This is a genomic window from Baekduia sp., assembly GCF_035318805.1.
GTDB lineage: Bacteria > Actinomycetota > Thermoleophilia > Solirubrobacterales > Solirubrobacteraceae > Baekduia.
In genome coordinates this window covers 33,162-58,257 of record NZ_DATHDY010000030.1, presented here as the reverse complement: position 1 = coordinate 58,257, position 25,096 = coordinate 33,162, and the positions used below count along the sequence as shown (strand labels likewise).

The 25,096-nt window shown below is 72.9% G+C and carries 21 protein-coding genes and 2 tRNA genes; 16 read left to right on the top strand and 7 right to left on the bottom strand.

What is annotated here, in order from left to right; translation table 11 throughout:
• The first annotated feature begins 143 nt into the window (after positions 1-143).
• Both VK501_RS07670 and dnaG read left to right on the top strand, forming a co-directional pair.
• The gene (locus VK501_RS07670) at positions 144-1,184 is read left to right on the top strand and encodes a deoxyguanosinetriphosphate triphosphohydrolase (protein ID WP_324336278.1); all 1,041 of its coding nucleotides are present in this window, start codon (positions 144-146) and stop codon (positions 1,182-1,184) included.
• 116 nt (positions 1,185-1,300) lie between these two features.
• Positions 1,301-3,124, top strand: a complete 1,824-nt coding sequence (gene dnaG / locus VK501_RS07665; RefSeq protein WP_324336276.1) for a DNA primase — start codon at positions 1,301-1,303, stop codon at positions 3,122-3,124.
• 38 nt (positions 3,125-3,162) lie between these two features.
• Here the strand turns inward: dnaG and VK501_RS07660 are convergent.
• The 5 genes from VK501_RS07660 to VK501_RS07640 form a co-directional block, all read right to left on the bottom strand.
• Positions 3,163-3,236, bottom strand: a tRNA-Asn gene (locus VK501_RS07660).
• The gene (locus VK501_RS07655; RefSeq protein WP_324336274.1) at positions 3,227-3,964 is read right to left on the bottom strand and encodes a hypothetical protein; all 738 of its coding nucleotides are present in this window, start codon (positions 3,962-3,964) and stop codon (positions 3,227-3,229) included. The genes VK501_RS07660 and VK501_RS07655 overlap by 10 nt, the downstream gene beginning before the upstream one ends.
• Positions 3,965-3,992: 28 nt before the next feature.
• Positions 3,993-5,147, bottom strand: a complete 1,155-nt coding sequence (locus VK501_RS07650) for a glycosyltransferase (protein WP_324336272.1) — start codon at positions 5,145-5,147, stop codon at positions 3,993-3,995.
• Positions 5,148-5,191: 44 nt separating this feature from the next.
• Positions 5,192-6,235 (bottom strand): LLM class F420-dependent oxidoreductase, encoded by a 1,044-nt coding sequence (locus VK501_RS07645; protein WP_324336270.1) that lies wholly within the window; start codon positions 6,233-6,235, stop codon positions 5,192-5,194.
• Positions 6,236-6,376: 141 nt separating this feature from the next.
• Entirely contained in the window at positions 6,377-7,093 is a 717-nt protein-coding gene (locus tag VK501_RS07640) for an SDR family oxidoreductase (RefSeq protein ID WP_324336267.1), read from the bottom strand.
• Between the two features lie 78 nt (positions 7,094-7,171).
• On the opposite strand from VK501_RS07640, the gene VK501_RS07635 reads away from it, so the two are divergent.
• The 6 genes from VK501_RS07635 (at position 7,172) to VK501_RS07610 (ending at position 11,040) form a co-directional block, all read left to right on the top strand.
• On the top strand, positions 7,172-8,185 hold the full coding sequence (locus tag VK501_RS07635) for a hypothetical protein (protein WP_324336265.1): 1,014 nt from the start codon (positions 7,172-7,174) through the stop codon (positions 8,183-8,185).
• 65 nt (positions 8,186-8,250) lie between these two features.
• On the top strand, positions 8,251-9,249 hold the full coding sequence (locus VK501_RS07630) for a YihY/virulence factor BrkB family protein (protein WP_324336263.1): 999 nt from the start codon (positions 8,251-8,253) through the stop codon (positions 9,247-9,249).
• 37 nt (positions 9,250-9,286) lie between these two features.
• Positions 9,287-9,360, top strand: a tRNA-Ile gene (locus VK501_RS07625).
• A gap of 31 nt (positions 9,361-9,391) precedes the next feature.
• Complete coding sequence (locus VK501_RS07620) at positions 9,392-9,760, top strand: hypothetical protein (RefSeq protein WP_324336261.1); 369 nt, start codon at positions 9,392-9,394, stop codon at positions 9,758-9,760.
• 299 nt (positions 9,761-10,059) lie between these two features.
• Positions 10,060-10,452 carry a hypothetical protein gene (locus VK501_RS07615; RefSeq protein WP_324336259.1) on the top strand — a complete coding sequence of 131 codons (393 nt, stop codon included), beginning with the start codon at positions 10,060-10,062 and terminating at the stop codon, positions 10,450-10,452.
• A gap of 12 nt (positions 10,453-10,464) precedes the next feature.
• On the top strand, positions 10,465-11,040 hold the full coding sequence (locus VK501_RS07610) for a hypothetical protein (protein ID WP_324336257.1): 576 nt from the start codon (positions 10,465-10,467) through the stop codon (positions 11,038-11,040).
• A gap of 169 nt (positions 11,041-11,209) precedes the next feature.
• Here VK501_RS07610 and VK501_RS07605 read toward each other — a convergent pair whose 3' ends face one another.
• Positions 11,210-11,500, bottom strand: coding sequence for a hypothetical protein (locus tag VK501_RS07605; protein ID WP_324336255.1), 291 nt, complete (start codon positions 11,498-11,500; stop codon positions 11,210-11,212).
• Positions 11,501-11,839: 339 nt separating this feature from the next.
• Here VK501_RS07605 and VK501_RS07600 point away from each other — a divergent pair, with 339 nt between their 5' ends.
• From VK501_RS07600 to VK501_RS07575, 6 genes are all read left to right on the top strand, one after another.
• Positions 11,840-12,271 carry a hypothetical protein gene (locus VK501_RS07600; protein WP_324336253.1) on the top strand — a complete coding sequence of 144 codons (432 nt, stop codon included), beginning with the start codon at positions 11,840-11,842 and terminating at the stop codon, positions 12,269-12,271.
• An 81-nt stretch (positions 12,272-12,352) separates the two neighbouring features.
• A complete protein-coding gene (locus tag VK501_RS07595) occupies positions 12,353-13,372 on the top strand; it encodes an HD domain-containing phosphohydrolase (protein ID WP_324336251.1) in 1,020 nt (339 codons plus the stop codon).
• A gap of 71 nt (positions 13,373-13,443) precedes the next feature.
• Positions 13,444-14,904: a methyl-accepting chemotaxis protein gene (locus VK501_RS07590; RefSeq protein WP_324336249.1), complete on the top strand. Its 1,461-nt coding sequence runs from the start codon at positions 13,444-13,446 to the stop codon at positions 14,902-14,904.
• Between the two features lie 16 nt (positions 14,905-14,920).
• A complete protein-coding gene (locus VK501_RS07585) occupies positions 14,921-16,393 on the top strand; it encodes a methyl-accepting chemotaxis protein (RefSeq protein WP_324336246.1) in 1,473 nt (490 codons plus the stop codon).
• Between the two features lie 18 nt (positions 16,394-16,411).
• On the top strand, positions 16,412-18,598 hold the full coding sequence (locus VK501_RS07580) for a methyl-accepting chemotaxis protein (RefSeq protein ID WP_324336244.1): 2,187 nt from the start codon (positions 16,412-16,414) through the stop codon (positions 18,596-18,598).
• Between the two features lie 71 nt (positions 18,599-18,669).
• A complete protein-coding gene (locus VK501_RS07575) occupies positions 18,670-21,024 on the top strand; it encodes a putative bifunctional diguanylate cyclase/phosphodiesterase (RefSeq protein WP_324336242.1) in 2,355 nt (784 codons plus the stop codon).
• A gap of 89 nt (positions 21,025-21,113) precedes the next feature.
• Here VK501_RS07575 and VK501_RS07570 read toward each other — a convergent pair whose 3' ends face one another.
• Complete coding sequence (locus VK501_RS07570) at positions 21,114-22,157, bottom strand: lysylphosphatidylglycerol synthase domain-containing protein (protein WP_324336240.1); 1,044 nt, start codon at positions 22,155-22,157, stop codon at positions 21,114-21,116.
• 152 nt (positions 22,158-22,309) lie between these two features.
• On the opposite strand from VK501_RS07570, the gene VK501_RS07565 reads away from it, so the two are divergent.
• Both VK501_RS07565 and VK501_RS07560 read left to right on the top strand, forming a co-directional pair.
• Positions 22,310-23,359 carry a sensor domain-containing diguanylate cyclase gene (locus VK501_RS07565; RefSeq protein WP_324336239.1) on the top strand — a complete coding sequence of 350 codons (1,050 nt, stop codon included), beginning with the start codon at positions 22,310-22,312 and terminating at the stop codon, positions 23,357-23,359.
• 45 nt (positions 23,360-23,404) lie between these two features.
• Complete coding sequence (locus tag VK501_RS07560) at positions 23,405-25,093, top strand: SpoIIE family protein phosphatase (protein WP_324336237.1); 1,689 nt, start codon at positions 23,405-23,407, stop codon at positions 25,091-25,093.
• The last annotated feature ends 3 nt before the right edge of the window (positions 25,094-25,096 follow it).

Sequence of the window (25,096 nt, the reverse complement as noted above, 5' to 3'; positions counted from 1 at the left end):
TGCGCGAGGACGCGCCCGTGACGAGATGGCTCCCTCGTGGTGGGGCCTGGCCCTGTGACGAACCTGTGACGAACGGCGCCGGAGCCTGCGACGGGTCACGCACACGGCCCCGGACGGCCCGGCCGGTGTGCGACGATCGTCGTGTGGACGTCGCCACCGCACCAGGCCCCGTCGCCGCCGCCTTCGCCGCCCGGCAGCAGGCGTGGGAGGACCAGCACCTGTCGCCCCTTGCCGCGCGCTCCTACCCGGCGCGCCGGGCCGTCCACGAGCCCGACTGCGGCCTGCGCACGCCGATGCAGCGCGACCGCGACCGCATCGTCTACAGCAAGGCCTTCCGCCGGCTCAAGCACAAGACACAGGTCTTCGTGGCACCCGAGGGCGACCATTACCGCACGCGCCTGACGCACACCCTCGAGGTCACCCAGGTGTCGCGTACGGTCGCGCGGGCGCTGCGCCTCAACGAGGACCTGACCGAGGCGATCGGGCTAGGCCACGACCTCGGCCACCCGCCGTTCGGCCACATCGGCGAGGCGGTGCTGGACCGCTGCCTGCAGGAGCGCTTCGGCCGCACGTTTCGCCACTACGAGCACTCGCTGCGGGTCGTCGACGTCCTGGAGAACGACGGGATCGGGCTCAACCTCGGCGACGACGTCCGCGACGGGATCCTCGGCCACTCCGGGAGGGCGGCGCCGCCGCGCACGCTGGAGGGCGCGATCGTCCGGCTCGTCGATCGGGTCGCGTACCTCAACCACGACATCGACGACGCGGTGCGGGCCGGCGTGCTGCGCGAGGAGGACCTGCCGCTGGAGCCGATCGCCGTGCTGGGCGACACCGGCTCGCAGCGCATCGACGCGCTCGTGCACGACCTCGTCGAGCACTCCGAGAGCGCCGGCGCGATTCGCCAGGGCGAGGACGCCGGCGCGGCGATGGACGAGCTGCGGACGTTCATGTTCGAGCACGTCTACCTCGGTCCGCCGGCGCGCCGCGAGCACGTCAAGATCGGGCACGTTCTGCGCACGCTGTTCGAGCACTTCGTCGCCGAGCCCGGGCAGCTGCCCGACGGCGGCGGGGTCGCGGGCGCCGACCACGCCCAGCGCGTGACCGACTACCTGGCCGGCATGACCGACCGCTACTGCATCCGCGCGTACGAGGATCTGACGGTGCCGGAGGCGTTCGCGCTGTAGGCGCCTTGCTCCACGGGTTTGCTGCCGCCGCGTGGGCCGACCATCCAGCCGCGAGCCGGCGCGCCCGGATCAGCAGCAGACCCCTGCGCGGGGCCGCCTATGCTCCGTGCTGCCGCATGCCCCGCTACGCCGACGACAGCAAGGAGAAGGTCCGCGAGGCGGTCGACATGGTCGACCTCGTCTCGACGCGCACCGAGCTGCGCCGGGCCGGCCCCGGGCGCTTCAAGGGCCTCTGCCCGTTCCACGAGGAGCGCACGCCGTCGTTCAGCGTCAACGCCGACGACGGCTTCTACCACTGCTTCGGCTGTGGGGTGGGAGGCGACGCGTTCCGGTTCGTCATGGAGACCGAGGGCCTGGACTTCGTGGGCGCGCTGGAGAGCCTCGCGCAGCGCTACGGGGTCGAGATCGCGGTCGAGGACGAGGATCCGGCGGCCGCGGAGCGGCGGCGCCAGCGCGACCGGCTCCTCGCGCTCCTCGAGCGCGCCGCGAGCTTCTACGAGAAGTGGCTCTGGGACTCGGCCGAGGCTGCGCCGGCGCGCTTGTACCTCGCCGAGCGCGGGCTGAGCGACGAGACGCTGCGGACCTTCCGCGTCGGCTACGCGCCGAGCGCCTGGGACAAGCTGCTGACGGCCGGCCGCCAAGGCGGCTACGGCAACAAGGAGCTCTTCGACGCGGGGCTCGCGGTGCGGGCCAAGGGCGAGGGGCGCATCTACGACCGCTTCCGCCGGCGCATCATGTTCCCGCTGAGCGACGCGCGCGGGCGGATCCTCGGCTTCGGGGCCCGCGCGCTCGGGACCGACCAGCAACCCAAGTACCTCAACTCGGCCGATGGCGAGGTGTTCACCAAGGGCGACATGGTCTTCGGCGCGCACCTCGCGCGCGGCGCGTCCGCGCGCGCGGACGAGGTGATCGTCGCCGAGGGCTACACCGACGTCCTCGCGCTGCACCAGGCCGGGATGCAGAACGTCGTCGGGATCATGGGCACCGCGCTGACCGAGAAGCAGGTCGGCGAGCTGGCCAAGCTCGGCAAGACCATCCTGCTCGCCCTCGACGCCGACAGCGCCGGCCAGGAGGCGATGCTGCGCGCGGCGCGGCTCGCCGCGGGTCGCCAGCTGCAGCTGCGCGTGGTGCCGCTGCCCAAGGGCCTGGACCCCGCCGACCTCGTCCAGCAGCAGGGCGCCGACGCGGCTCGCGCCCTCGTCGAGTCCTCCGTCCCGTTCGTGCGGTTCCAGATCGAGCGGGAGCTGGAACGCGGCGACCTGACCCAGGCCGAGGGCAAGGACGCGGTGATCGCCGCGCTGAAGCCGGCCTTCGCCACATTGCCTCCGAGCGCGCTGCGTGAGGAGCTGCTGGCGCACGTCGCCGACCGCGTCGACCTCGCCCCGTCGCTGGTGTCCTCGTGGCTGCCCGCGCCGGGCAGCGCGGGCGCGCCGGGCCACCGCGGTGGCGGCAACGGCTGGGGCAGCGGCGGGCCCGCGCCGCGCCGCGAGCCCGAGGCGCTGCCCGTCTCCAGCGACCCGGCCGTGCGCGCCGAGCGCGCCCTGCTGGCCTACTGCGTCGGCATGAAGGACGACGGCCGGGACACGCTGTCGCGCCTGCCCGACGAGGCGTTCACCGACGACCTGAACCGGCGAGCGGCCAGCTACCTCCGCGAGCACTGGGAGGCGCCGGTGCACGGGCTGGCCGAGGGCGACGACGAGCCCCTGCGCCGCCTGATCGTCGGGCTGGTCGCGGCGGCGGACCAGAGCGACCTGTCGCGCGCCGTGCTGCAGAGCCAGCTGGCGCGCGTCGAGCTGGCCCACATCAACCGCCAGATCTCCGCGGCGAAGGTCGCGCGCAGCGGCGGCATCACCGAGCTCGTGGCCCGCCGCGCCAACGTCGAGCAGCGCCTCCACCAGCACCTGGGCGAGCGCATGGAAGAGGGTCGCCCGACCGACTGAGAACGAGGAAGCCCGCCTCGAGAGGCGGGCTTCTGGAACTCCGGGGGTGGGACTCGAACCCACAACCCTTCGATTAACAGTCGAATGCTCTGCCTGATTGAGCTACCCCGGATCGGATGCTGCGCTACCCGGGACTTGCCCGGGCGGACTCGATCTTACGGGAAGATCGGTCACGCCGCGTTCGACTTCAGCGTGGCAGTTCGCGCACAGCAGGACGCACTTGCGCGCCTCGGCTCGTGCAGCCTCGAGCGCTCTCGTCACGCCCCGGCCGCTGATCTCGAACGCCTTGGAGGTCGGGTCTGCGTGATGGAACTGAAGGGCACCGGGGTAGCGGTCGTAGCCGCAGATGGCGCAGGCGCCGCCTGCGTCCTCGACGAGCAGCAGTTTCACCCGGCGCCGTCGCTCCGTGACGTGGTCAGATCGGCAGCGGGCGCAACGGAAGCCGTCGTCACGGCCGACATGACGGGTCAACCCGTGGATCGGACAGGTCAGCAGCGGGTGCTCGGTGCCGGTCTCCCGCGCAGCGCGTCCTTCGGCGATGCGGATCGCCGCCGGCGTCCGGATCTGGAGCTTGCCGAGCCAGTGGCGGACGGTCGTAGGGCTGCGGTCGAGCGCCGCCGCCATGGCGCGGATCGAGCGCCCTTGCGCGGCGAGATCACGGAGCAGCGCCTCGTCGATGCCCCCTCGGGCGGCGTGCTGCTCGGTATGCGCGGACGTCAGCCCCCACTTCCCCGCCCAATACGACACCTTCGACGGCGAGCACCCAGCCTCACGCGCGATCGTCTCGTACGACGCGCCCGCCTCGAGCTTCGCTGCCAGCCACTCCCGCTCCACGGACACGAACACTAGTTCGTGTCTCGGACGGAGATCAGGCCCTGCGCGCCGCCAGCCCCTCGACCAGCTCCGCCGCCCGATCGGCCGGGTCGCGCCGCGCGTGCCAGGCCGCGAGCTCGCGTGCTCGCGCCCGCAGCGACGGATCCGCCAGCGCTCGCTGCACCGCCACCCGCAGCCCGCGCGCCGACACCAGCCGGCGCGGCAGCCGCACGCCGGCTCTCGCCCAGTCCAGCCGCGCCGCGTTCTCGTTCATGTCGCCCGCCGCCGGGCAGGCGACGACGACGCAGCCGCTCGACAGCGCGCGCGCCAGCGTGCCGTGGCCGGCGTGGCAGACCACCACGTCGCAGCGCGGCATCGTCTGCGAGTACGAGACCCAGTCGACCAGCCGCGCGTTGGCGGGCACCGGCAGCGGCGTCGCGGGCGCGCGCCGGTTCGTGGTCGCCAGCACGCGCACGGGCAGTCGCGCAAGCCCCTCCAGCGCCGCGCGCAGCATCACGTGCTCGCGATCCTGCGCGGTCGACGGCGCGACCAGCACGACCGGCCAGGACGGATCCCCGTCGGGCAGCTCCACCTCGCCGAACGGCGGCTCCCACTGCAGCGGCCCGACCACGTGCGTGCCGGGCTCGGCACCGCCGCCGCCGCGCGGATACTCCAGCTGCGGGAACGTCCCGACCATCGCCAGCTCCCGGCTGATCCCGCCGTGCACGTGCGCCAGCGGGCCCAGCCCGAGCCGCCGGCGCGTCTCGTTCAGCTCGGCGCGCCCCAGCTCCAGCCCGCGCCCGATCACCGGATCGAACAGCCCCCAGAACCGGCGCCCGACCGCCGTCCGCGGCAGCCGCGCGCCCACCGAATACGGCGGGAACCCGGCCGCGCCCCGCGGGTCGACGTGCGGCACGAGCGTCGCCCACGGCACGCCCTCCAGCTCCGCCGACAGCGCCGGCGCGAGCGTCAGGATGTCGGCCACGACCACGTCGGGCCGCTCGACGCGCACCAGCTCGCGCGTCACGCCCGTCGCGCGCACCACCGCCTCGTACGGCTTGAGCGGGCGCTCGAGCGTGGGGAAGACGTGGTACTCCGGTGCCGGCGCGAAGCGCAGGCCCTCGCGCTCGACGTCCGCCTGCCAGCGCGTCCACGTCTCGACGACGACCTCGTGGCCGCGCGCCCGGAGCGCCCGGCCCAGCGCGATCATCGGGAACGCGTGGCCGGCGTCGCCGAACGCGCCGAGCAGCGCTCTCAGATCACGTCCTCCGCCAGCTCGGCGACCAGGCGCAGCTGCTTGATGCGCTCGTCGCGCGTCCACGCCATCGGCGACACGCCGAGCGTGCCGACCCCCGCGTCGGCGTAGGCGCGCAGGCGCTCGCGCACCCGGTCGGCCGGGCCGACCAAGGACACCAGGTCGATCAGCTCGTCGGGCAGCGCCGCGGCGGCCTCCTCCTTCTTGCCCTCCAGGTACAGGTCCTGGACCTGCTGGGCCGCGTCCTCGAAGCCGTAGCGCTGCACGAGCGTGTTGTAGAAGTTCTTGTCGCGTGATCCCATGCCGCCGACGTAGAGCGCCATGAACGGGCGGACCGCGTCGCGCGCGCCCTCCACGTCGTCGGTGATGTTCACGTTGACGGTCGGCGCGATGTCGAAGGCGTCGAGCGAGCGGCCCGCGCGCGCCGCGCCCTCCTCCAGCGACTCGCGCAGCAGCGGCAGGTGCTCGGGGGACAGCAGCGTCGGCATCCAGCCGTCGGCGACCTCGCCGGCCAAGGCGGTGTTCTTGGGTCCGATCGCCGCCAGGTAGATCGGCATGTTCTCCTGCACCGGCGCGATCGTCAGCTTCAGCGCCTTGCCGGGCCCGTCGGGCAGCGGCAGCTCGATCGTCTCGCCGTGGTACTCCAGCCGCTCGCGCGCCAGCGCCTTGCGGACCACCTCGATGTACTCGCGCGTGCGCTGCAGCTGCTGGCCGAACCGCACGCCGTGCCAGCCCTCGGAGACCTGCGGGCCCGACGAGCCGATGCCCAGCAGCATGCGGCCGTCGGAGAGCTGGTCGATCGTCGCGGCGGTCATCGCCGTCATCGCCGCGCTGCGTCCCGGCATCTGGAAGATCCCGGAGCCGAGCTTGATCGTCGTCGTCTGGCCGGCGAGCCAGGAGAGGATCGTCGCCGCGTCCGACCCGTAGGCCTCGGCGGTCCAGACGCTGTCGTAGCCGAGCCGCTCGGCCTCCTGGACGATGGCGAGCTGGTCCGCGCTGGTGAGCCCGAGGCCCCAGTAGCCGATGTGGACACCCAACTGCATGCAACGTTCCTTTCACGAGGAGGAGATCGCCTTGGCGTCCCGACCGCCTCGGCGTACGCTGAAGCCACCTCGACCCCGCGGAAGGTCCGCAGACTAGGCGATCGCCCGCGACCGGCGCGGCCGCGAGGCGCGTGCGGAGCCTCAGTCGCCCGGCCGGATGAACTGGATCTCGGGGATGATGCAGGCGGGGGAGACCTTCAGCAGCAGCCGCACCGCCTCGCCGATGTCGCCGGGCGTGATCATCTGCTCGGCCGGGACCTGGCCCTTGACGAACTCGGTCATCGGCGTGTCGACGAAGCCGGGGCACAAGGCGGTGGACTTGATCCCCTCGCCCGACAGCTCCTTGTGCATGGCCTCGGTGAACGTGACGACCGCGCCCTTGGTGGCCGAGTAGACCGACAGCCACGGCTGGCCGCGCTTGCCCGAGATCGACGCGGTGTTGACCACCAGCGCCGTGCCCTGGTCCTTGGCCGCGGCGCGCAGCAGGTCGACGGTCTCGCGGTAGAACAGGATGATCGAGCGCAGGTTGACGCCGAGCTGCATGTCGAGCTTCTTGGTGTCGATCTCGGCGACGGGCGCGCCGATGCCGACGCCCGCGTTGTTGACGAGCACGTCGAGCCGCCCGTAGCGCTCGCGGTGGGCGGCCACCACCGCCTTGACGCCCTCCTCGTCGCCGAGCGCGCCGGCGACGGACTCGACCTCGTAGCCCTTGTCCTTCAGGCCCTGCACGGCCTGCTCGAGCTTCTCGGGGCGGCGTGCGGCGACGGTCAGCGAGTAGCCCTCCTCGCCGAGCACCTCCGCGATGGCCAGCCCGATGCCGCTCGACGCGCCCGTCACGATCGCTGCACGCTGCGCCACGTTGGATCTCTCCCTCATCTCCGCTTAACACGACACCGGCGCGCTGTATCCAATCACCCCACTAGCCTTCCCGGCGCCATGGTCCGCGTCGCTCCCTCCTCCCGCCTGCTCGGCGCGCTGCTCGCGCTTGCCGCGCCGCTCTTCGTCGCCGTCGGGTGCGGCTCCTCCGGCAGCAGCGGAAAGGACACGGCCGCGCCCGCCGAGCCGGTGCCCACCGCGAGCGCGGAGGACTTCCCCCCGGCGGAGGGCCACACGCTGCCCGACGTGATCGGCAACCTGCCCAGCGGGCCGACGCTCGTGCCCAGCGTGTCGCTGCTGGAGAAGGGCAAGGACCGCATCGGCTTCGCGCTCTTCGACAACGCCGGCAAGCAGATCGCCGGCGCCGGGGTGGCGCTCTACGTCGGCAAGGTCGACGGCGCGGGGGCGCACGGGCCATACCTCGCGCGCAGCGAGTCGCTGAAGGTCTCGCCGCAGTTCGAGAGCAAGCAGACCGCGACCGACCCCAACGCCGCGCGTGGCGTCTACGTCGCCGACGTGCCGTTCAAGCGCAACGGCCGCTACGCGATGCTCGCGCTGGCCAAGCTCGACGGGCGCGTCGTCGCGACGAGCCCGATCGCGGTGAAGGTCGGCGCGCAGGGCAAGACGCCGCCCGGGCCCGGGCAGAAGGCGCCGGTCGTGCACACCCAGACGCCGGCCGACGTCGCCGGGGACGTGGCGAAGATCGACACGCGCCTCCCGCCGGCGACCTCGCTGCTGAAGGACGACTTCGCCGACGTGGTGGGCAAGAAGCCCGTCGTGCTGACGTTCGCCACGCCGCAGCTCTGCCAGAGCCGCGTGTGCGGCCCGGTGGTCGACGTCGTCGCGCAGGTGCAGTCCAAGTTCGGCGACAAGGCCTCGTTCATCCACAACGAGGTCTATGCCGACAACAACGCCTCGAAGGGCCTGCGGCCGCAGCTCGTGGCGTTCCACCTGCAGACGGAGCCGTGGACGTTCGTGATCGACCGCAACGGCGTGGTCTCGACGCGCTTCGAGGGCGCGTTCTCGCCGGGCGAGCTCGAGCGCGCCGTGGCGAAGGTGACGGCCGGGACGTAGGGCGGCGACGCGCCAGGCGTCGAGCCCTGGTTCGCGATGGGCGGGGCGCCGGGTACGCCGCGGGCATGGCTCGACCCTCAGTTCCCGAGCGCCGCTTCACCAAGGACGGCGGCCCGACGACCGGCGCGCAGCGCGACCACGACGTCCCCGACAGCCCGCAGGATCTCAGCGCCCGCTCCTGGGGCGGCGTGCTCAAGCGCACCTTCAAGGAGTTCAAGGCCGACAACCTGACCGACTGGGCGGCGGCCCTGACCTACTACGGGGTGCTGGCGATCTTCCCCGCGATCATCGCGCTGGTGTCGATCATCGGGCTCGTCGGCCCGTCGGCGACCCAGCCGCTGCTCGACAACCTGGGCAAGCTCGCGCCCGGCCCGGCCAACGAGATCCTCTCCGGGGCGATCAAGCAGGTCGCCAACGGCCGCAGCAGCGCGGGCCTCGCGTTCGTCGTCGGGCTCGTCCTGGCCATCTGGAGCGCCTCGGGATACGTCGGGGCGTTCGCCCGCGCGTGCAATGCGATCTACGAGGTGGGGGAGGGCCGGCCGTTCTGGAAGCTGCGCCCCATCCAGGTGGCCGTCACCACCGTGATGATCCTGCTGCTCGCGCTGTGTGCGATCGCGGTCGTCGTCACGGGTCCCGTCGCGCGGCAGCTCGGGGACGTCATCGGCGCCGGCAGCGTAGCGGTGACGGCCTGGGACATCGCGAAGTGGCCGGTGATCGCCCTGGTCGTCGCGACGATGTTCTCGATCCTGTACTACGCCGCGCCGAACGTGAAGCAGCCCGGCTTCCGGTGGATCACCGTCGGCGGGCTCGTGGCGCTGGTGATCTGGCTGATCGCCTCGGCCGCGTTCGCGGTCTACGTCGCGAGCTTCGCGTCCTACAACAAGACCTACGGCGCCCTGGGCGGCGTCGTGGCGTTCCTCGTATGGCTGTGGATCTCGAACATCGCGGTGCTCGTGGGCGCCGAGCTGAACGCCGAGCTGGAGCGGGGCCGCGAGCTCGAAGCCGGCCTCCCGGCCCACGACGAGCTGCAGCTCGAACCCCGAGATCCACCGAAGGACGAGTAGGTCTGACCACCCGCTCGGGTCCCCTAGGATCGCTGGCGGGCCGGTAGCTCAAATGGGAAGAGCAGTGGACTCATAATCCATCAGATCCGGGTTCGACTCCCGGCCGGCCCATGGGGCAAGTCCTGCAATCTCCGGATTCTGATTGAGCTCCGAGCTGGACGTTGCACCGACCGTGCACCCGGGTTCCCGGGAGATGGTCAGCAAGTGGGATACGGTCGTTCCGGTCCAGCGGCACGGAGGCGACCGGAGGCCGTCCCATGCCGCGCGTCTTGTTCTCGCGTTCGTCGTCGTGGTCGGACTGGTCACAGCGCGCGAAGCGGCCTGCGCCGCGGAGGGTCGATCCACGGACGCCGGGCTCCTTCCGCTGGTCCTCGCGGCACTGCTCGCCGCGGCCGGGGTGTTCGTCGCGGGCAAGCTGGCCCACGCCGCCGTCTCGGGCGGCATCGTGGGCGGGGTCGTAGGGCTCGTGCTGGGCTTTGTCGCGATGTACCAGAAGTACTCGAACCTGTGATTTGGGCGTTGTCGGAGTTCCGTCCCTCGGTTCGGCGTTGCTGGCACCCGGGCTCCTGCCGCGTTGGACCGGAGCGGGGCGCCAGTCGCCGCGTCCACGGTTCACGACCCTGAGCGATGATGATGGTTCTCGTCCCCGATGCCGGAGCGCGACCGATTCCTCCCGGCGCTCCGCGGACGACAGCGCGCGCGGCCGTGGCCTTGAGCTAAATAAGAAGAGAACGGTTGACCGCTAAGCACCCCTCCTATAGGCTGCGCGCGCTTCCTGTTCATCACCAACCCCTCACCGAAGGAGCAGCCGTGCTCAAGATGTTGCTTGCGGGCGCCTGCGTCGTCGCGCTAGCGCTGTCGATGACGTCCGTCGCCCAAGCCGACGCCTTGTTGCCCAACTTCGACATGTGGACCACCGTCACGACCTACGGCGGCAACCGCACGATCGGGAGTTACCCCGACCAGCGCTACCGGTGGCTGGACTCCCCGCCGCAGCCGAGCCGCATCAGTTACAACTACTGCAGCGACTACTCCGCCTACCAGTACAATGACTTCTCGACGGGCTCGACTTCGTACCAGTACATCAACATCAGCTCAGCCGGAGGCTCCGGATACTATTTCACCAACGGCACCTGCTTCGTCATCCGGGGTCGTTCGCTAGGCAGCTCGTTTACCGACCACGACGGCTCCGCCATCTACTAGGAGAACGGTCACATGAAGCGCTACGCAGTACTCACCGCAGCTGCTGGCCTCCTGATCGGAGCCGCCGCGATCGGCCTGCCCGCTGAGGCCCAGAAGCCGACCCGTGCCGAGGCCAACGCCGCCCTCATCGCCAAGTCCGCGCAGCTGAAGGAGAGGCCGGCCCCGGCCGACCTCAACGCCGGGCCGTACCTCCAGACGTACACGGAGATCAAGGCCTACGCCGACCAGTTCGCCGCAACGCTCCCGTTGCCCGAAGCCGACAGCCTCGACGACGTCGGCCTCGTCGCCGCAGCCGACCAAGGCGGCACGAGCGCGAGCCTGCTCGAGTTCGTAATCCTCAACAACCTCCGCTGCGACTGGTACAACGCGGCGCTCGACGATCCCGATGCCGCCGACGTCGCCCGAACAATCGCGACGGACGTCCCCCGATGGGGCGTCTTCAAGTCCTCCGAGATCGCAGGCGAGATCGCTCAGCGCTCCGCCCGCGTCGCAGACGGGATCAGCGCCGGTGATCTCAGCGCGCTCAAGGCGGAGGTCGCGGGTCCGAACTGCAACCCGCTCGCGGCCGTCCGGAAGGCCACGCAGTAGCGAAGTTGGGTCTGCGGGCTCGGCGTTCTGAACGCCGAGCCCGCGTCTGACGGCCATGGTTCCATTGCTGAGCCTCGATCCACCGTTTGATCGGCGTGTGGGCGGGGTGAGCGGCGGGGTCGGAGGCTTGGGCATCTGGTCGGGGGTGTGTGAGGGCCGTCCGGACGGGTTAGCCGGGCAGCGCGATCAGATGCGTCCAGCGCAACAGGTTGTGGGCCAGCGCGGCGATCACCTTCCGGGCGTTGGCGTAGAACTTGCCTGAGGGGAAGCGCGGCTCCCAGTTGGTCTCATCGATCGCGGCGGTCGCGGCCTGGATGTGCTGCTGCTGGCGCACGCCGATCGAGTAGGTCCAGCCCGCCGTTGCAACCTGGCCATGATCTTCCGGTTCCAAAAGCCCGAGTCGGCGGGCGCGCAGCAGCTTGTGCCCGGTGGCGCCCGCGCGCCCGATCTGGGAGGTCACCTCACCACTACCACCGGATGGAACGGGATCCAGGCTAAGACGGCGGGCGGCAGCTGGCTCTGCTCGGCGAGCGGGTCCCCAACTTGCTGCCGAAACTCCGCATCTCTCGACCAACGAGATCGTACGAATCGGCACAAGGATGGCTGAGTAGGGCCAACACGCTCGAGTCGCCACCCTCATGCCCATGGCGCACGGGTCGAGCGAGCGCCGCACCGGCAGGACCCCGCCCGTCCCTTGACAAGCGGTCCGCGCCGCTGAGTAGCATGGCGCAACCTCATCAACAAAGCGCCCCCGCGCCGTGTCAGCGGCCGGGGGCATGGCCCAAGGAGCGCGTACTCCGTGAGCACCACGCAGCGTAACGACGAGCGCGTCATCGCCGTCGACCCATACCTCGGCGAGATCCTGCGCCTCCAGACCCTGGTGGTCCTGGAGGCCAACCACGAGTACTTCGAGGACATCGCCACCCTCGGTGCGCCGGCCCAGCGTGCGCTGGTGTCGATCTACCGCGATGCGATCGCCGTCCTCGACGCCCTCGGCTGGGCGCCCGACCCGGGTTCGGGCACCGTCGACGTGCCGCTCACGGCCGGCCACGTCGAGCAGCTTCGCCGCCGCCGCTACGACCTGGCCCGGACCAACCTCGACCGCCTCGACACCCGCGACGGACTGGCCGTCACCGACGCGGTCGCCGACCTCGACCGCAAGCTCATCGCCGACCGCGCCGCCGCCCAAGGGCTCGATGCGCTGATCGCGGCGTATCTCCAGGGGCCGTAGCGGCGAACGCTTCCGCCGAGCCACACCCACCACACGCCGAGGTGGTCGCCCGGCGGGTCAAGCCGCGGCGGTCGGTGGCCGATGACCACGTGGGTGACGCTGCGCATGAACCTTCCGCAACCGGAGATCGCGCACGTCCTCGCCACCTGGCGCAGGCGCCCCGTCGCGGTCGCCGCCGTCCTGCTGGCGGTCGTGCTCATCACCGGGCTGGTCGTCGCCGTCGGCGGTCCGCCGACGCCGATCACGCACCTGTACTACATCGCCGTGGTCCTCGCGGCCGTGCTCTGGGGCCCGCGGGTCGGGCTCGTCGCCGGCGCGACCTGCGCCGCGCTGGCCGAGCCCGGAGCCCTGGCGCTGCTGGGCAAGTCCGACCAGGTCGACCAGGCCTGGCTGGTGCGCGGCGGCGCGATGATGCTCGTCGGCTGGGTCTGCGGCAGCCTGACGCGCTCGCTGCTCGAGCGCGTCCAGGAGCTCGAGGCGCTCAACCAGGAGACCATCTTCGCGTTCGTGCGCGCCATCGACGCGCGCGATCCCTACACCGCTCGGCACTCCGAGAAGGTCGCCGGCTACGCCGTGCAGCTGGCGCACGCCCTGGGCCTGCCCGACGTCGACTGCGAGCGCATCCACCTCTCCGGCATGCTCCACGACGTCGGCAAGGTCGCCCTCGAGCGCAGCGTGCTGCACAAGCCCGGCGCGCTCAGCGACGACGAGTGGCAGCAGGTCCGCCGGCACCCCGCGCTGTCGGCGCACATCATCGGGGCGGTCGCCCGCTTCGCGATCTACGTCCCCGGCGCCCGCCACCATCACGAGCGCTACGACGGCCGCGGCTACCCCGACGGCCTCGCCGGCGAGGCGATCCCGTTCGACGCGCGCATCCTCGCCGTCGCCGACGCCTACGACGCGATGACCTCGGACCGCTCCTACCGCCCGGCGCTCGGCCACGACGAGGCCGTCGCGCGCCTGCAGGCCGAGGCCGGCACGCAGTTCGATCCCGCCTGCGTCGAGGCCTTCGCCGCGCTGAAACTGGACCGCCACGACCGCCCGTTCGACGAGCCGCTGGTGCCGCTGCTGGACTTCCAGCCGGTCTCCGACGTGGCCTGACGCGGCCCCTCAAGTCACCCGATCGGGTGACCGACTACCCGGGCGTAGCCCGTATTCACGGAGGAGCCAGGGTGCACGCACAGCAGGAGCAGGAGCCCGGCGCACGGGTTGGGGCCCGCGCGTCGACCACGCGCAACCTCGCGGTGATGATGGTGGGGTTGATCGCGGTCCAGATCACCTACATCGTGTTCGTCGCCCACGAGCTGGGCGGACTCACCAAGGCCAACTACGAGCACAAGCTCGGCTGGCTGTTCGTCGTCTACCTCGTCCTGGCGATCGGCGTGCTCGTCGTGCGCAGCATCGTCAGCGTCAAGTCGTCCAGGGACCTCAACGCGCGGCTGGTCGCCCTGCACGACGTCACGACCGCGATCGTCGCCGGCGACCTTCACCCGGCCGCCGAGCGCGACCTCGTCGCGCACGAGTACGACGAGCTCGGCCGCGCCGCCGGCGCGATCCGGACGATGCTCGACGAGCTGCGCACCGTCGCCGCGCACGCCGATCGCATCGCCGCCGGCGACCTCTCCGGCGACCTGGCCCCGCGCTCCGAGCAGGACGAGCTGCGGCGCACGCTGGCGGGCATGACCGACGGGCTGCGCGCCATGGTCGGCGAGATCACGGCGGCCGCCGACCAGGTCTCCGGCGTCTCGGACCGCGTCGCGGCCGAGGCCGACGAGTCCGGGCGCTCCGCCGAGGAGATCTCGCGCGCCGTCGGCGAGGTCGCCCACGGCGCCGAGCGCCAGGTGCGCTCGGTCGACGCCGTCCGCACGCTCTCGGCCGAGGTCTCGGCCTCGACCCAGGACTCCGCCGCGACCGCGCAGCTGGCCGCCGACGAGGCCGGCCGCGCCCAGCAGCTCGCCCACGACGGCGCGGCCGCCGTCGGCGCCGCCACCGACGCCATGGAGCAGGTCCGCGGCGCCTCGGCCGAGGTCACGCGCACCATCCGCGCGCTCGGGGAGCGCTCGTCGGCCATCGGGTCGATGGTCGACACGATCGGCGGGATCGCCGAGCAGACCAACCTGTTGGCCTTGAACGCCGCGATCGAGGCGGCGCGCGCCGGCGAGCAGGGCCGCGGCTTCGCCGTCGTGGCCGACGAGGTGCGCAAGCTGGCCGAGGAGAGCCGCCAGGCCGCCGGCTCGATCGCCGCGCTGGTCACCGAGATCCGCGGCGAGACCGATCGCGCCGTGCAGGTCGTCGAGGTGGGCGCCCAGCGCACCGAGGACGGCGTCCACACGGTCGAGACCGCCCGCGCGTCGTTCACCGCGATCGGCGAGGCCGTCGAGATCACCAGCTCGCGCGTCGCGGAGATCGCGGCCGCCGTCGGCGCCATCGCGCTCAGCTCCGCGCGGATGACCGCAGACATCGCCGAGGTCGCCGCGGTGGCCGAGGAGTCCTCGGCCGCCAGCGAGCAGGTCGCCGCCTCGACGCATCAGACCACCGCGTCGACGCAGCAGATCGCCTCCAGCGCCCAGGAGCTCGCCGCCAGCGCGACCGAGCTGCACCACCTGGCCAACCGCTTCACGCTGACCGCCTGAGAGGGAGACGCAGACCATGAACACCAACAAGCCCGCCGAGCCCGCGCTGCCGCCCGAGGCCCACCGGGTCAGCCGTCTGCAGTCCGCGCACCTGCGCGTCTACACCGTGTTGGTGGCCAACCTGGTCGCCCAGACCGTCCTCGTCGCCGTCATCGCGCACGGCATGAAGTCGGTGCACGCCGACTCCGTCGCCGGCGACGCCGCGCACCTGCGGTCCGTGTTCGTCATCAGCTCGGTCGCCGCGCTGCTCATGGGCGTCCTCCTGGCGGTCTGGTCGATGCTCGAGACCAAGCGCCAGCTCGTGCCGATGTCGGCGGTCGCCCAGGCCATCTCGGAGGGCAACCTGCATCCCGACGTCAAGGCGTTCCACGTCTCCGACCACGACAACTCCGGCCGCCTCGCCCTGTCGCTCGCCCACCTGCTCGGCGAGCTGCGCGGCCTCTCGGCCCACGCCGACCGGATCGCGCGCGGCGACCTCTCCGGCGAGCTGCGTCCGCACTCCGGCGACGACGAGCTGCGCCGCGCGCTGGCGGGCATGACCACCAACCTGCGCGCGATGGTGGGGGAGGTGTCCTCCGCGGCCGACCGCGTCTCGGACCTGTCCTCGCGCGTCGCCGGCGAGGCCGCCGAGTCGGGCCGCTCCGTGGACGAGATCTCCCGTGCGGTCGGCGAGGTCGCCCACGGCGCCGAGCGCCAGGTCCGCTCCGTCGAGGCCGTGCGCGCGCTGTCGACCGAGGTCTCGGCCTCCACGCGGGAGTCGGCCGCCAACGCGCAGCAGGCCGCCGAGGAGGCCGGCCGCGCCCAGCAGCTGGCCCACGACGGCGCCAGCGCCGTCGGCGCGGCGACCGAGGCGATGTCCGAGGTCCGCGGCGCGTCCGCCGAGGTCACGCAGACGATCCGCGCGCTGGGCGAGCGCTCCTCGCGCATCGGGTCGATGGTCGACACGATCGGCGGGATCGCCGAGCAGACCAACCTGTTGGCCTTGAACGCCGCGATCGAGGCGGCACGCGCCGGCGAGCAGGGCCGCGGCTTCGCCGTCGTGGCCGACGAGGTGCGCAAGCTGGCCGAGGAGAGCCAGAAGGCCGCGCGGTCGATCGCCGAGGTCGTGGGCGAGATCCGCACCGAGACCGAGCGGGCGGTGCAGGTCGTCGAAGACGGCGCCGCCCGCACCGAGGAGGGCGTCGCCACGGTCGAGGCCGCGCGGACATCGTTCGCCGCCATCGGCGAGGCCGTCGAGGTCACCAGCTCGCGCGTGGCGGAGATCGCCGCGGCGGTCGGCGGGATCGCCGTGCGCTCGGCCAAGATGACCGCGGACATCGCGGAGGTGGCGTCGATCGCCGAGGAGTCCTCGGCCGCCAGCGAGCAGGTCGCCGCCTCGACGCAGCAGACCTCGTCCTCGACGCTGCAGATCGCCTCCGGCGCCGAGGAGCTCGCCGGCAGCGCGCGCGAGCTGCACCGCCTGGCCGGGCGGTTCAAGCTGTCCGTGTAGCGGCCGACCTCCCAGGGCATGCCGCCCCTGCGTTCGTTGCGCCTGAAGCTCATCCTCGCGATCGTGCCGATCGCGGTCGTGGCGATCGCCGCCCTGACGCTCATCGCCATCGACACGGCCGACAAGTCGCAGCGCAAGGCGGTCTCGGGCCGCCTCGCCGAGCTGACCGGCCGCCACGCGGCCGCCGAGGACAGCAACTTCCGCGAGCAGCAGGACACGAGCGTGAACCTCGCGGCGCTGATGGCCTCCTACCACCACGGCGACCGCGCCGAGGCGCAGCGCATGCTGCAGCAGGTCGCCCGGGCGCATCCCAACCTCCTCGGCTTCTGGCTCGGCTACGAGCCCAACGCGTTCGACGGCCGCGACGCGGCGTTCGCCGGCGTCCCGGGCCAGGCCAAGGCCGGTCGGTTCTCGCCCTACTTCACCCGTGCCGGCGGCGCGCTGGCCAACGTGCCGGTCGACTCGATGGAGGGCAACGACTACTACGACGTGCCCAAGGCCACCAAGAAGCCGCTCGTGGTCCAGCCCTACCTGTACGAGGGCACGCTCATGACCAGCTACGAGATGCCGATCCTGCGCGGCGGGAAGTTCATCGGCGTCGTGGGCATCGACCGCGCGCTGAACCAGACCAACGCCCAGGTCGGTCGCATCAAGGTCCTCCAGTCGGGCTACGCGATGCTGGTGTCCAACAACGGCACGTTCGCGTCGGCGCCCGACAAGAAGCTTGTGGGCACCAAGACGCTCGCGCAGGTCGCGCGGTCGGAGGACGCCCCGGTCCTCGCCCGCGTCGCCGCCGGCGTCAAGGCCGGCCGCGCCGGCCAGGTCGAGGCCGACGATCCGTTCCACGCCGGCCGTCGCGTGCTCATCACCTGGTCGCCGGTCAAGACCGGCGGCTGGGGCTTCATCACCGTCGCGCCCAAGAGCGAGGTCTTCGCCGAGGTCAGCGCGCTGCGCAAGAAACTGCTGGCCGTCGGCCTGCTGGCCCTGATCCTGCTCGTCGGCGCCGTCATGGTCATCGCCCGCCGGCTGACCCGGCCGATCGGCGCGTTCGTCGAGCGCCTCGACCAGCTGTCGGCGGTCGACATCGCTGCGTTGTCTGACGGCATGGGCGCGATGGCCACGGGCGACCTGACCAAGCCCGTCACCTCGACCACCGAGCCGCTGGAGGTCAGGGGCGAGGACGAGATCGCCCGCGCCGGGCGCACGCTCAACGAGGCGATCGCCGGCACCGGCGAGTCGCTGCGCGCCTACGAGCGCACGCGCGCCGCGCTGGCCGACATGATCGGCGGCGTCGCGCGCAGCGCCGACCAGCTCAGCACCGCGTCGCACGAGATGTCGAGCACGGCCGAGCAGACGGGCCGCGCCGTCCAGGAGATCGCCACGGCGGTCGAGGGCGTCGCCCACGGTGCCGAGCGCCAGACCCGCATGGTCGCGAGCGCGCGGCAGCGCACCGACTCGGTCGGCGACGCGGTGCGCGACAGCGCCCGCACCGCACAGGACACGGCGCAGGCCGCGCAGCGCACGACCGCCGTGGTCGGCGACGGCGTCGCCGCCGCGCACGCCGCCACCGAGGCCATGGCCGCCGTCCGCGACGCCTCCGGCGACGCGACCGAGGCGATCCGCGAGCTGGCCGGCAAGTCGGAGCAGATCGGCGGCATCGTCGCGTCGATCTCCGGCATCGCCGAGCAGACCAACCTGCTGGCCTTGAACGCCGCGATCGAGGCCGCCCGCGCCGGCGAGCAGGGCCGCGGGTTCGCGGTCGTCGCCGAGGAGGTCCGCAAGCTCGCCGAGGAGAGCCAGGTCGCGGCGCGCTCGATCTCGGTGCTCATCACCGAGATGCAGGACGGCACCGGCCGGGCGGTTCGCGCCGTCGAGCACGGCGCCGAGCGCACCGGCGAGGGCAGCGCCACGGTGGAGCAGGCCGCCGCCGCCTTCGAGGCCATCGGCAGCGCCGTCGACGACGTCACGCGCCAGGTCAACTCGATCGCCGACGCCGCCGACCGCGTGGTCGGCGAGCTGGCGCGCGTGCAGGAGGAGGTCGCCGAGATCGCCAACGTCGCCGAGGACTCCTCGGCGGCCAGCGAAGAGGTGTCGGCCTCGACGCAGCAGACGTCGGCCTCCACGCAGCAGGTCGCCGCGTCCGCGCACGAGCTGGCGCGCACCGCGAGCGAGCTGCGCGACGCGATCGCGGCCTTCCGTCTCTGAGCCCGCGGCGCCGCTCTCCCCTGACCGAGGGATGCGACGCTGGGCAGGACTGACCGATGACAGGGGAAGCGGTGTCCTTCGATCCTGAACGGTTCCATCCCGAGCGCGTTGCGGCCGCATTGGCCGATCCCGCGCGGCTGGCGGTCCTCGACCGCACCGGGCTCATGAGCTCGGAGCCCGAGCAGGCCTTCGACCGCTGGGCGGCGCTGGCCGCCCGCGCGCTGCGTGCCCCGATCGCGCTGATCACGCTCTTCGACGATCGCCGGCAATACCTCAAGAGCGTGATCGGGCTCGAGGGCGCCGAGCCGATCCGGACCGCCCCGGCGCAGCTGTCGATCTGCCAGTACGTCATCTCCGGCGCCAGCCCGCTGGCGGTCGACGACGCGCGCGACCATCCGCAGCTGGCCGATCACGTCGGCGTCGTCGAGCACGGCATCGTGGCCTACGCCGGCACGCCGATCACGGTGCACGGCCAGCCGGTCGGCTCGCTGTGCGTCACCCAGCAGGAGCCCCGCGGGTGGACCGCGGCCGACCTGGCGCTGCTCGGCGACTTCAGCGACGCGATCGCTGGGGAGATCGCCCTGCGGCTCGCGGCGGGGGCCCTCGGCCGCGCCAACGCGCTCGTCGCGGCGCACAACCGGATCCACGAGCTGATCAGCGCCGACGCGCCGCTGCGCGAGATCCTGGACGAGGTCGTGCTGAGCATCGAGGGCTACGACCCGCGGCTGCGCGGCTCGGTCCTGCTGCTCGACGCGGTCCTGCGCACCGTGCACCACGGCGCCGCCCCGACGCTCCCGCCGGAGTACCTCGCCAAACTCGAGGGCCTGGTCATCGGGCCGGAGGTCGGCTCGTGCGGTTCGGCCGCGTTCCACGGCGTCGAGGTCGTCTCGGCCGATCTGGAGACCGACCCGCGCTGGGCGCCGTTCCGGGAGCTGGCGCGCGAGCACGGGCTGCGCCACTGCTGGTCGTTCCCGATCCTCGGCGCCGGCGGCGACGTGCTCGGCACCTTCGGGTTGTACGGATCGGCCCCGCGCGAGCCCACCGAGGAGCACCGCCGCTTCATCCGCGACGCCGCCCACCTGGCGGGCATCGCGATCCAGCGCCAGCGCGCCACCGACGAGCTCGTGCACCGCGCCACGCACGACCCGCTCACCGGCCTGCCCAACCGCACCCTGCTGTTCGACCGGCTCACGCACGCGCTCGCCCGCGGCCGCCGGAGCGGCACGTCGCTGGCGGTGCTGTTCATCGACCTGGACCGGCTGAAGCTCGTCAACGACACGCTCGGCCACGAGGTCGGCGACGCGGTGCTGCGCGAGGTCGCCGAGCGGATCTCGGGCTGCGTCCGGCCGGGCGACACGGTCGCGCGCTTCGGCGGCGACGAGTTCATCGCCGTCTGCGAGGGCATCGACCCGGACGGGGCGACGGTCATCGCCGATCGGATCATCGAGGCGGTCATGGCCGCCAAGCGCGGCGCCGCGGGCGGCATGTCGCCGACCGCGAGCGTCGGCATCGCGGTCGTGCCCGGCGGCGAGGTCGACGCGCACGAGGCGATCCGCCGCGCCGACGAGGCGATGTACGCCGCCAAGGAGGAGGGCGGCAACCGCCATCGCCATGGCCCCGGCCAGGCCGCCGAAGGCGCGGGCCGGCGCCTCGAGGTCGAGGCGGCGCTGCGCGGCGCGCTGGACCGCGGCGAGTTCCACCTGGTCGCCCAGCCGGTTGCGCGCTTCCTCGACGGCTCGACGCACGGCGTCGAGGCGCTGCTGCGCTGGACGCACCCCGAGCTCGGTGAGGTCGGCCCGGACGAGTTCGTCCCGATCGCCGAGGAGACCGGCCTGATCGACGCGATCGGCGCGTGGGTCCTGCGCGAGTCCTGTGCGGCGATCGCCGACGTGCATCGCGCGACCGGGACCGCGCTGGCGCTCGGCGTCAACGTCTCGCCGCGCCAGCTGCGCCATCCCGCCTTCGCGGCCGGCGTGCAGGCCTCGCTGAGCGACAGCGGCCTGCGGCCCGAGCGGCTCGTCGTCGAGATCACCGAGACCGCGCTGCTGGGATCCGATCCGGCGACCGCCCACACGCTCGCCGAGCTGCGCGCGCTCGGCGTCCAGCTCGTCCTCGACGACTTCGGCACGGGCTTCTCGTCGCTGTCGATGCTCAAGGAGCGTCCGATCGACGGCATCAAGATCGACCGCTCGTTCGTCGCCGGGCTACCCGCCGACACCAGCAGCGGCGCGATCGTCGCGGCCGTCGTCGGCATGGCCCACGCGCTCGGCCGCACCGTCACGGCCGAGGGCATCGAGACCTCCGAGCAGCTCGCCTTCCTCCGGGCCCTCGGCTGCGACCTCGCCCAGGGCTACCTCCTGGGCCGGCCGATGCCGTTCGCCGAGCTCGAGGCCTGGCTCACGACACCGGCCGTCGGGAAGTCCTAGGGGAACACTGGCCCAGAGGGCCAGGTTCCCTTGCGGGTCTTCGCCCAGGGGGCGAAACCCGCGGCGGGTTAGGGACCCACGCTCCTGCTTCAGGCCGCGACGTGCTGGGCGACCGGCGCGGCCGCCGGCTGGCGCAGCGGCGCGGCGAGCGGCTCGCAGCCGGCGGCGGCGCGCGTGTCGCGCGAGAGCGTGTGGCGCAGGCGGCCGAACGCCACGGTCCCGGTCAGGGCCGGGAGGCCGAGCTGGAAGGCGCGGTAGGCCAGGACGGCCGCAGTGGCCGAGGCCAGCGGGGTGCCGTAGAGGGCCAGCGCGGCGACCAGGCCGCCGTCGGTGCCGCCGACGCCGCCGGGCAGCGGGACGAGGCCGCCGAGCTGGCCGATCACGTAGGCCAAGAGGAAGTCGCCGGCGGCCGGCGCGTGGCCGAAGGCGTGGAACGCGGCGAACAGCGCGGCCATGTCGAAGGCGAGGTAGCCCGCGGCGCCGCCGATGACCGACGGGCGGCCGGAGCGCACCAGCGCACCGGCGTCCCGCACGCCCTCGGCGACCGTGGCCGCGGCGCGGCGGACCTTGCCGTCGGCGCCGGAGCCCGCTGGCAGGACGCGGGGGAGGAGCAGCACGATGGAGATCGTCAGCACGGCGAGGCCGGCCGGGACCGCCGCGAGCGCGAACGTCGCCTCGCCGGGCAGGATCCCGGTGAGCAGCCCGATGCCGGCGAGCACGGCGACGATGAAGTTCGTCGAGCTGGTGATGAGGAAGAACGCGACGGTGCGGCGGGCGATGTGGCCCGACGACATCCCGGCGCGGTTGAGCGCCCAGGCGCCGAGCGCGAGTCCGCCCGCGCCGCCGGCCGGCAGGAGCACGTTGGCCGCCTGCTCGGAGAGGCCGACCTGCGCGCTGAAGCCCCACGGCATCCGGACGCAGAACACGCCCCGGAACACGACGACGAAGGAGACGATCGAGCCGACCTCGAGCAGGAGCGCCGCGGCGACCCAGCCGCCGCGCGCGTCGCTGAACCGGTCGCGCACCTCGCTCAGGCCCGGCAGCGTCGCCAGCAGCAGGACGGCGACGATCACCAGCGCGGCGATCTGGGCCACGCGCTGGGCGAGGTGGCGAGGGCTGAGGGCGTCGGGCATCACGCTTGCTCACACAATAGTTGCTGAAGCAACGATGGTCAACGCGTTCGGACACGCCATGTCCGACCCTGCCCAAAGCTCGCAACAACGTTCGCACCGGTACCCGCCGCCTCAATCTGAGACCCCGGCCGGCCGATCCTCGGGGGGAGCGCATGCAACTCGTCTCCGCCACCCGGGTCGTACGAGGTCTCGAGTCGATCATCGACGCGGTCGCCGGCGTCCTCGCCGAGCAGTCGCTGGACGCGACGCTGTCCTCGATGGCGCGCGCGCTGAACGGCATCGTGCCCTACACGAGCCTCGCCATCTACGAGGTCGACTTCGAGCGCCACGCGCTCGTCCCCGTCTTCGCCGAGGGCCAGTTCGTCGAGGAGACCATGGCCGACGCGCCCAAGCTCGACGACTCGATCACCGGCAAGGTCGTCAAGTCGCGCCAGCTCGTGCACCTCGAGCCCGGCCACCCGTGGTTCGGCCGCTACATCATCGACGGCACGCCCCAGGACCTCGAGGCGATCGTGTTCTGCCCGCTGATCGTCGCGGGCCGCGTGATCGGCACGCTGAACGTGTGGCGCGAGGACTCCGCGCCCGGCTTCGAGGGGACGATCCCGACCTTCTCGCCGGAGGAGGCGCAGCTCATCAAGCGCTTCGCCATGCTCTCGGCGTTGGCCTACGACAACGCGCGCCGGCGCGAGCTGCTCTCCGAGCAGGCCCGCACCGACGAGCTGACCGGCCTCTTCAACCGGCGCCACTTCCACGAGCGGCTCGCCGCCGAGCTCGCGCGCGCCCAGCGCGACGAGGCGCCCGTCGGGCTCGTCCTGCTCGACGTCGACGACTTCAAGCGCGTCAACGACGTGCACGGCCATCCGGTCGGCGACCAGGTCCTGATCGGCTTTGGTGAGGTCCTGGAGGACCACGTCCGCGCCGGCGACGTCGTGTGCCGCACCGGTGGCGAGGAGTTCGGCGTCATCCTGCCCAACGCCGACGAGGGCGAGGCCGCGCGCTGCGCCGACCGGCTCGTCGAGGCGGTGCGCGCCGCCACCTGGTCGGTCGCCGGCCCGATCACCGCCTCGGCCGGCGTGGCGGTCGCCCCCGGCGACGCCGGGACCGTCGCGGCGCTCTTCAAGGCCGCCGACGAGTGCCTGCTCGCGGCCAAGGCCCAGGGCAAGGACCGCGCCGTGCGCTGCAGCCAGCCGCCTCGCGCCTGAAGACGGTGCTGGACCTCGACGCCGCCGGCACGGCATGATCCGTCGATGATCGGACCGCGGACCGGGTCGCTGGCCCTGACCGAGCGCCAGCTCGCGGCCGCGCTGGGCACCCTCGCGGAGGCCGTGACCGTGCAGTCGGCCGACGGGCGGCTGCGGTTCGCCAACCGCGCGGCGCTCGACATGCTCGGCTTCGCGACGCTGGACGACTTCCTGGCCTCCGACCCGGCGACGCTCCTGGCCCGCTACCGCCAGTACCGACCCGACGGCACGCCGCTGCCGGCCGGCGAGCTGCCCGGGCGGCGGGTGCTGCAGGGCCAGAGCGCCGAGCCGCAGCTCGTGCGCTGGATCGACGTGACCGCCGGCGAGCTGCGGTGGTCGCTGGTCAAGGCGACGCCGCTGCTCGACGACGACGGGGCGCTCGTCGGCGCCGTCAACGTCATCGAGGACGTGACGGACGCGGCCGACGCCGACATCGTCCGGCGCGTGCTGGACGAGGCGGCGCGCACGCTCGCGTCGTCGCTGGACTACGAGCAGACCCTGCAGCACGTCGCGCGCCTCGCGGTCCCGACGCTGGCCGACTGGTGCGCGGTGGACCTGCTCGACGGCCGCGGAGAGATCCAGCAGGTCGCGGTCGCGCACGTCGATCCCGACCAGGTGCGCCTCGCCCGCGAGTTCCGCAGGCGGTACCCGATCGCGCCGTCCGATCGCGCCGGCGTGGCCGCCGTCATCCGCAAGGGCGCGACGAGCCTCACCCAGGACGTCACCGACGAGATGCTCGCGGTCATCGCCCGCGACGAGGAGCACCTGGCCGTGCTGCGGAGGGTGGGCCTGAGCTCGGCGCTGATCGTGCCGCTGGAGGTGACCGGCCGCGTGATCGGCGCGCTGACGCTGGTGCTGACCGACCGCGCGCGGCGGTTCACCCCGAGCGACGTCGCGCTGGCCGAGGAGCTGGGACGCCGGGCCGGCGCGGCGGTCCACAACGCGCGGCTCTACACCGAGCGCGGCGAGATCGCCCACGTGCTGCAGGCCAGCATGCTGCCGCGCGAGCTCCCGGAGCCGCCCGGGTGGCGCGCGGCGCTGCGCCATCGCGCGGCGGGCGAGGCCAACGAGGTGGGGGGCGACCTGTATGACATCCAACCCGCCGGCGACGGGCGCTGGCTCGTGCTGGTCGGCGACGTCGTCGGCAAGGGCGTGGGCGCCGCCGCGCTGACGCCGCGCATCCGCCACACGATCGCCACCGCAACGGCGCTCACCGGTGATCCCCGTGACGGCATGACGCTGCTGGACCGGACGCTCGCCGCCGAGCCGGAGCCCGAGCGCGTGCTGTGCACGGCGGCGGCGGTCGTGCTCGAGGAGGGCGAGGGCGGCGGGCCCGCGCGGGCGCGGATCGTGTGCGCCGGGCACCCGGCGCCGGTGCTCGTACGCGACGGACGGGCGCGAGCCGTAGGGCCGGTGGGGCGGATGCTCGGCCTGCCGGAGTCCGAGGACGGCCGCGCGCACGAGGACGTGGAGGTCCGGCGCAGCGACGTGCTGCTGCTGTTCACCGACGGCGTCACCGAGGCGACCGACGGCGACGAGCGCTTCGGCCTCGACCGGCTGTGCGCCGCGCTGGAGGCCGCCGGCCCCGGCGCGGGCGCGGGCGAGCTCGTGGACGCCGTGCGCGACGCGCTCGTGGCGTTCGCCGGCGGCGAGCCGCAGGACGATGCGGTGCTGCTGGCCGTCGAGCGGGTCTGAAGG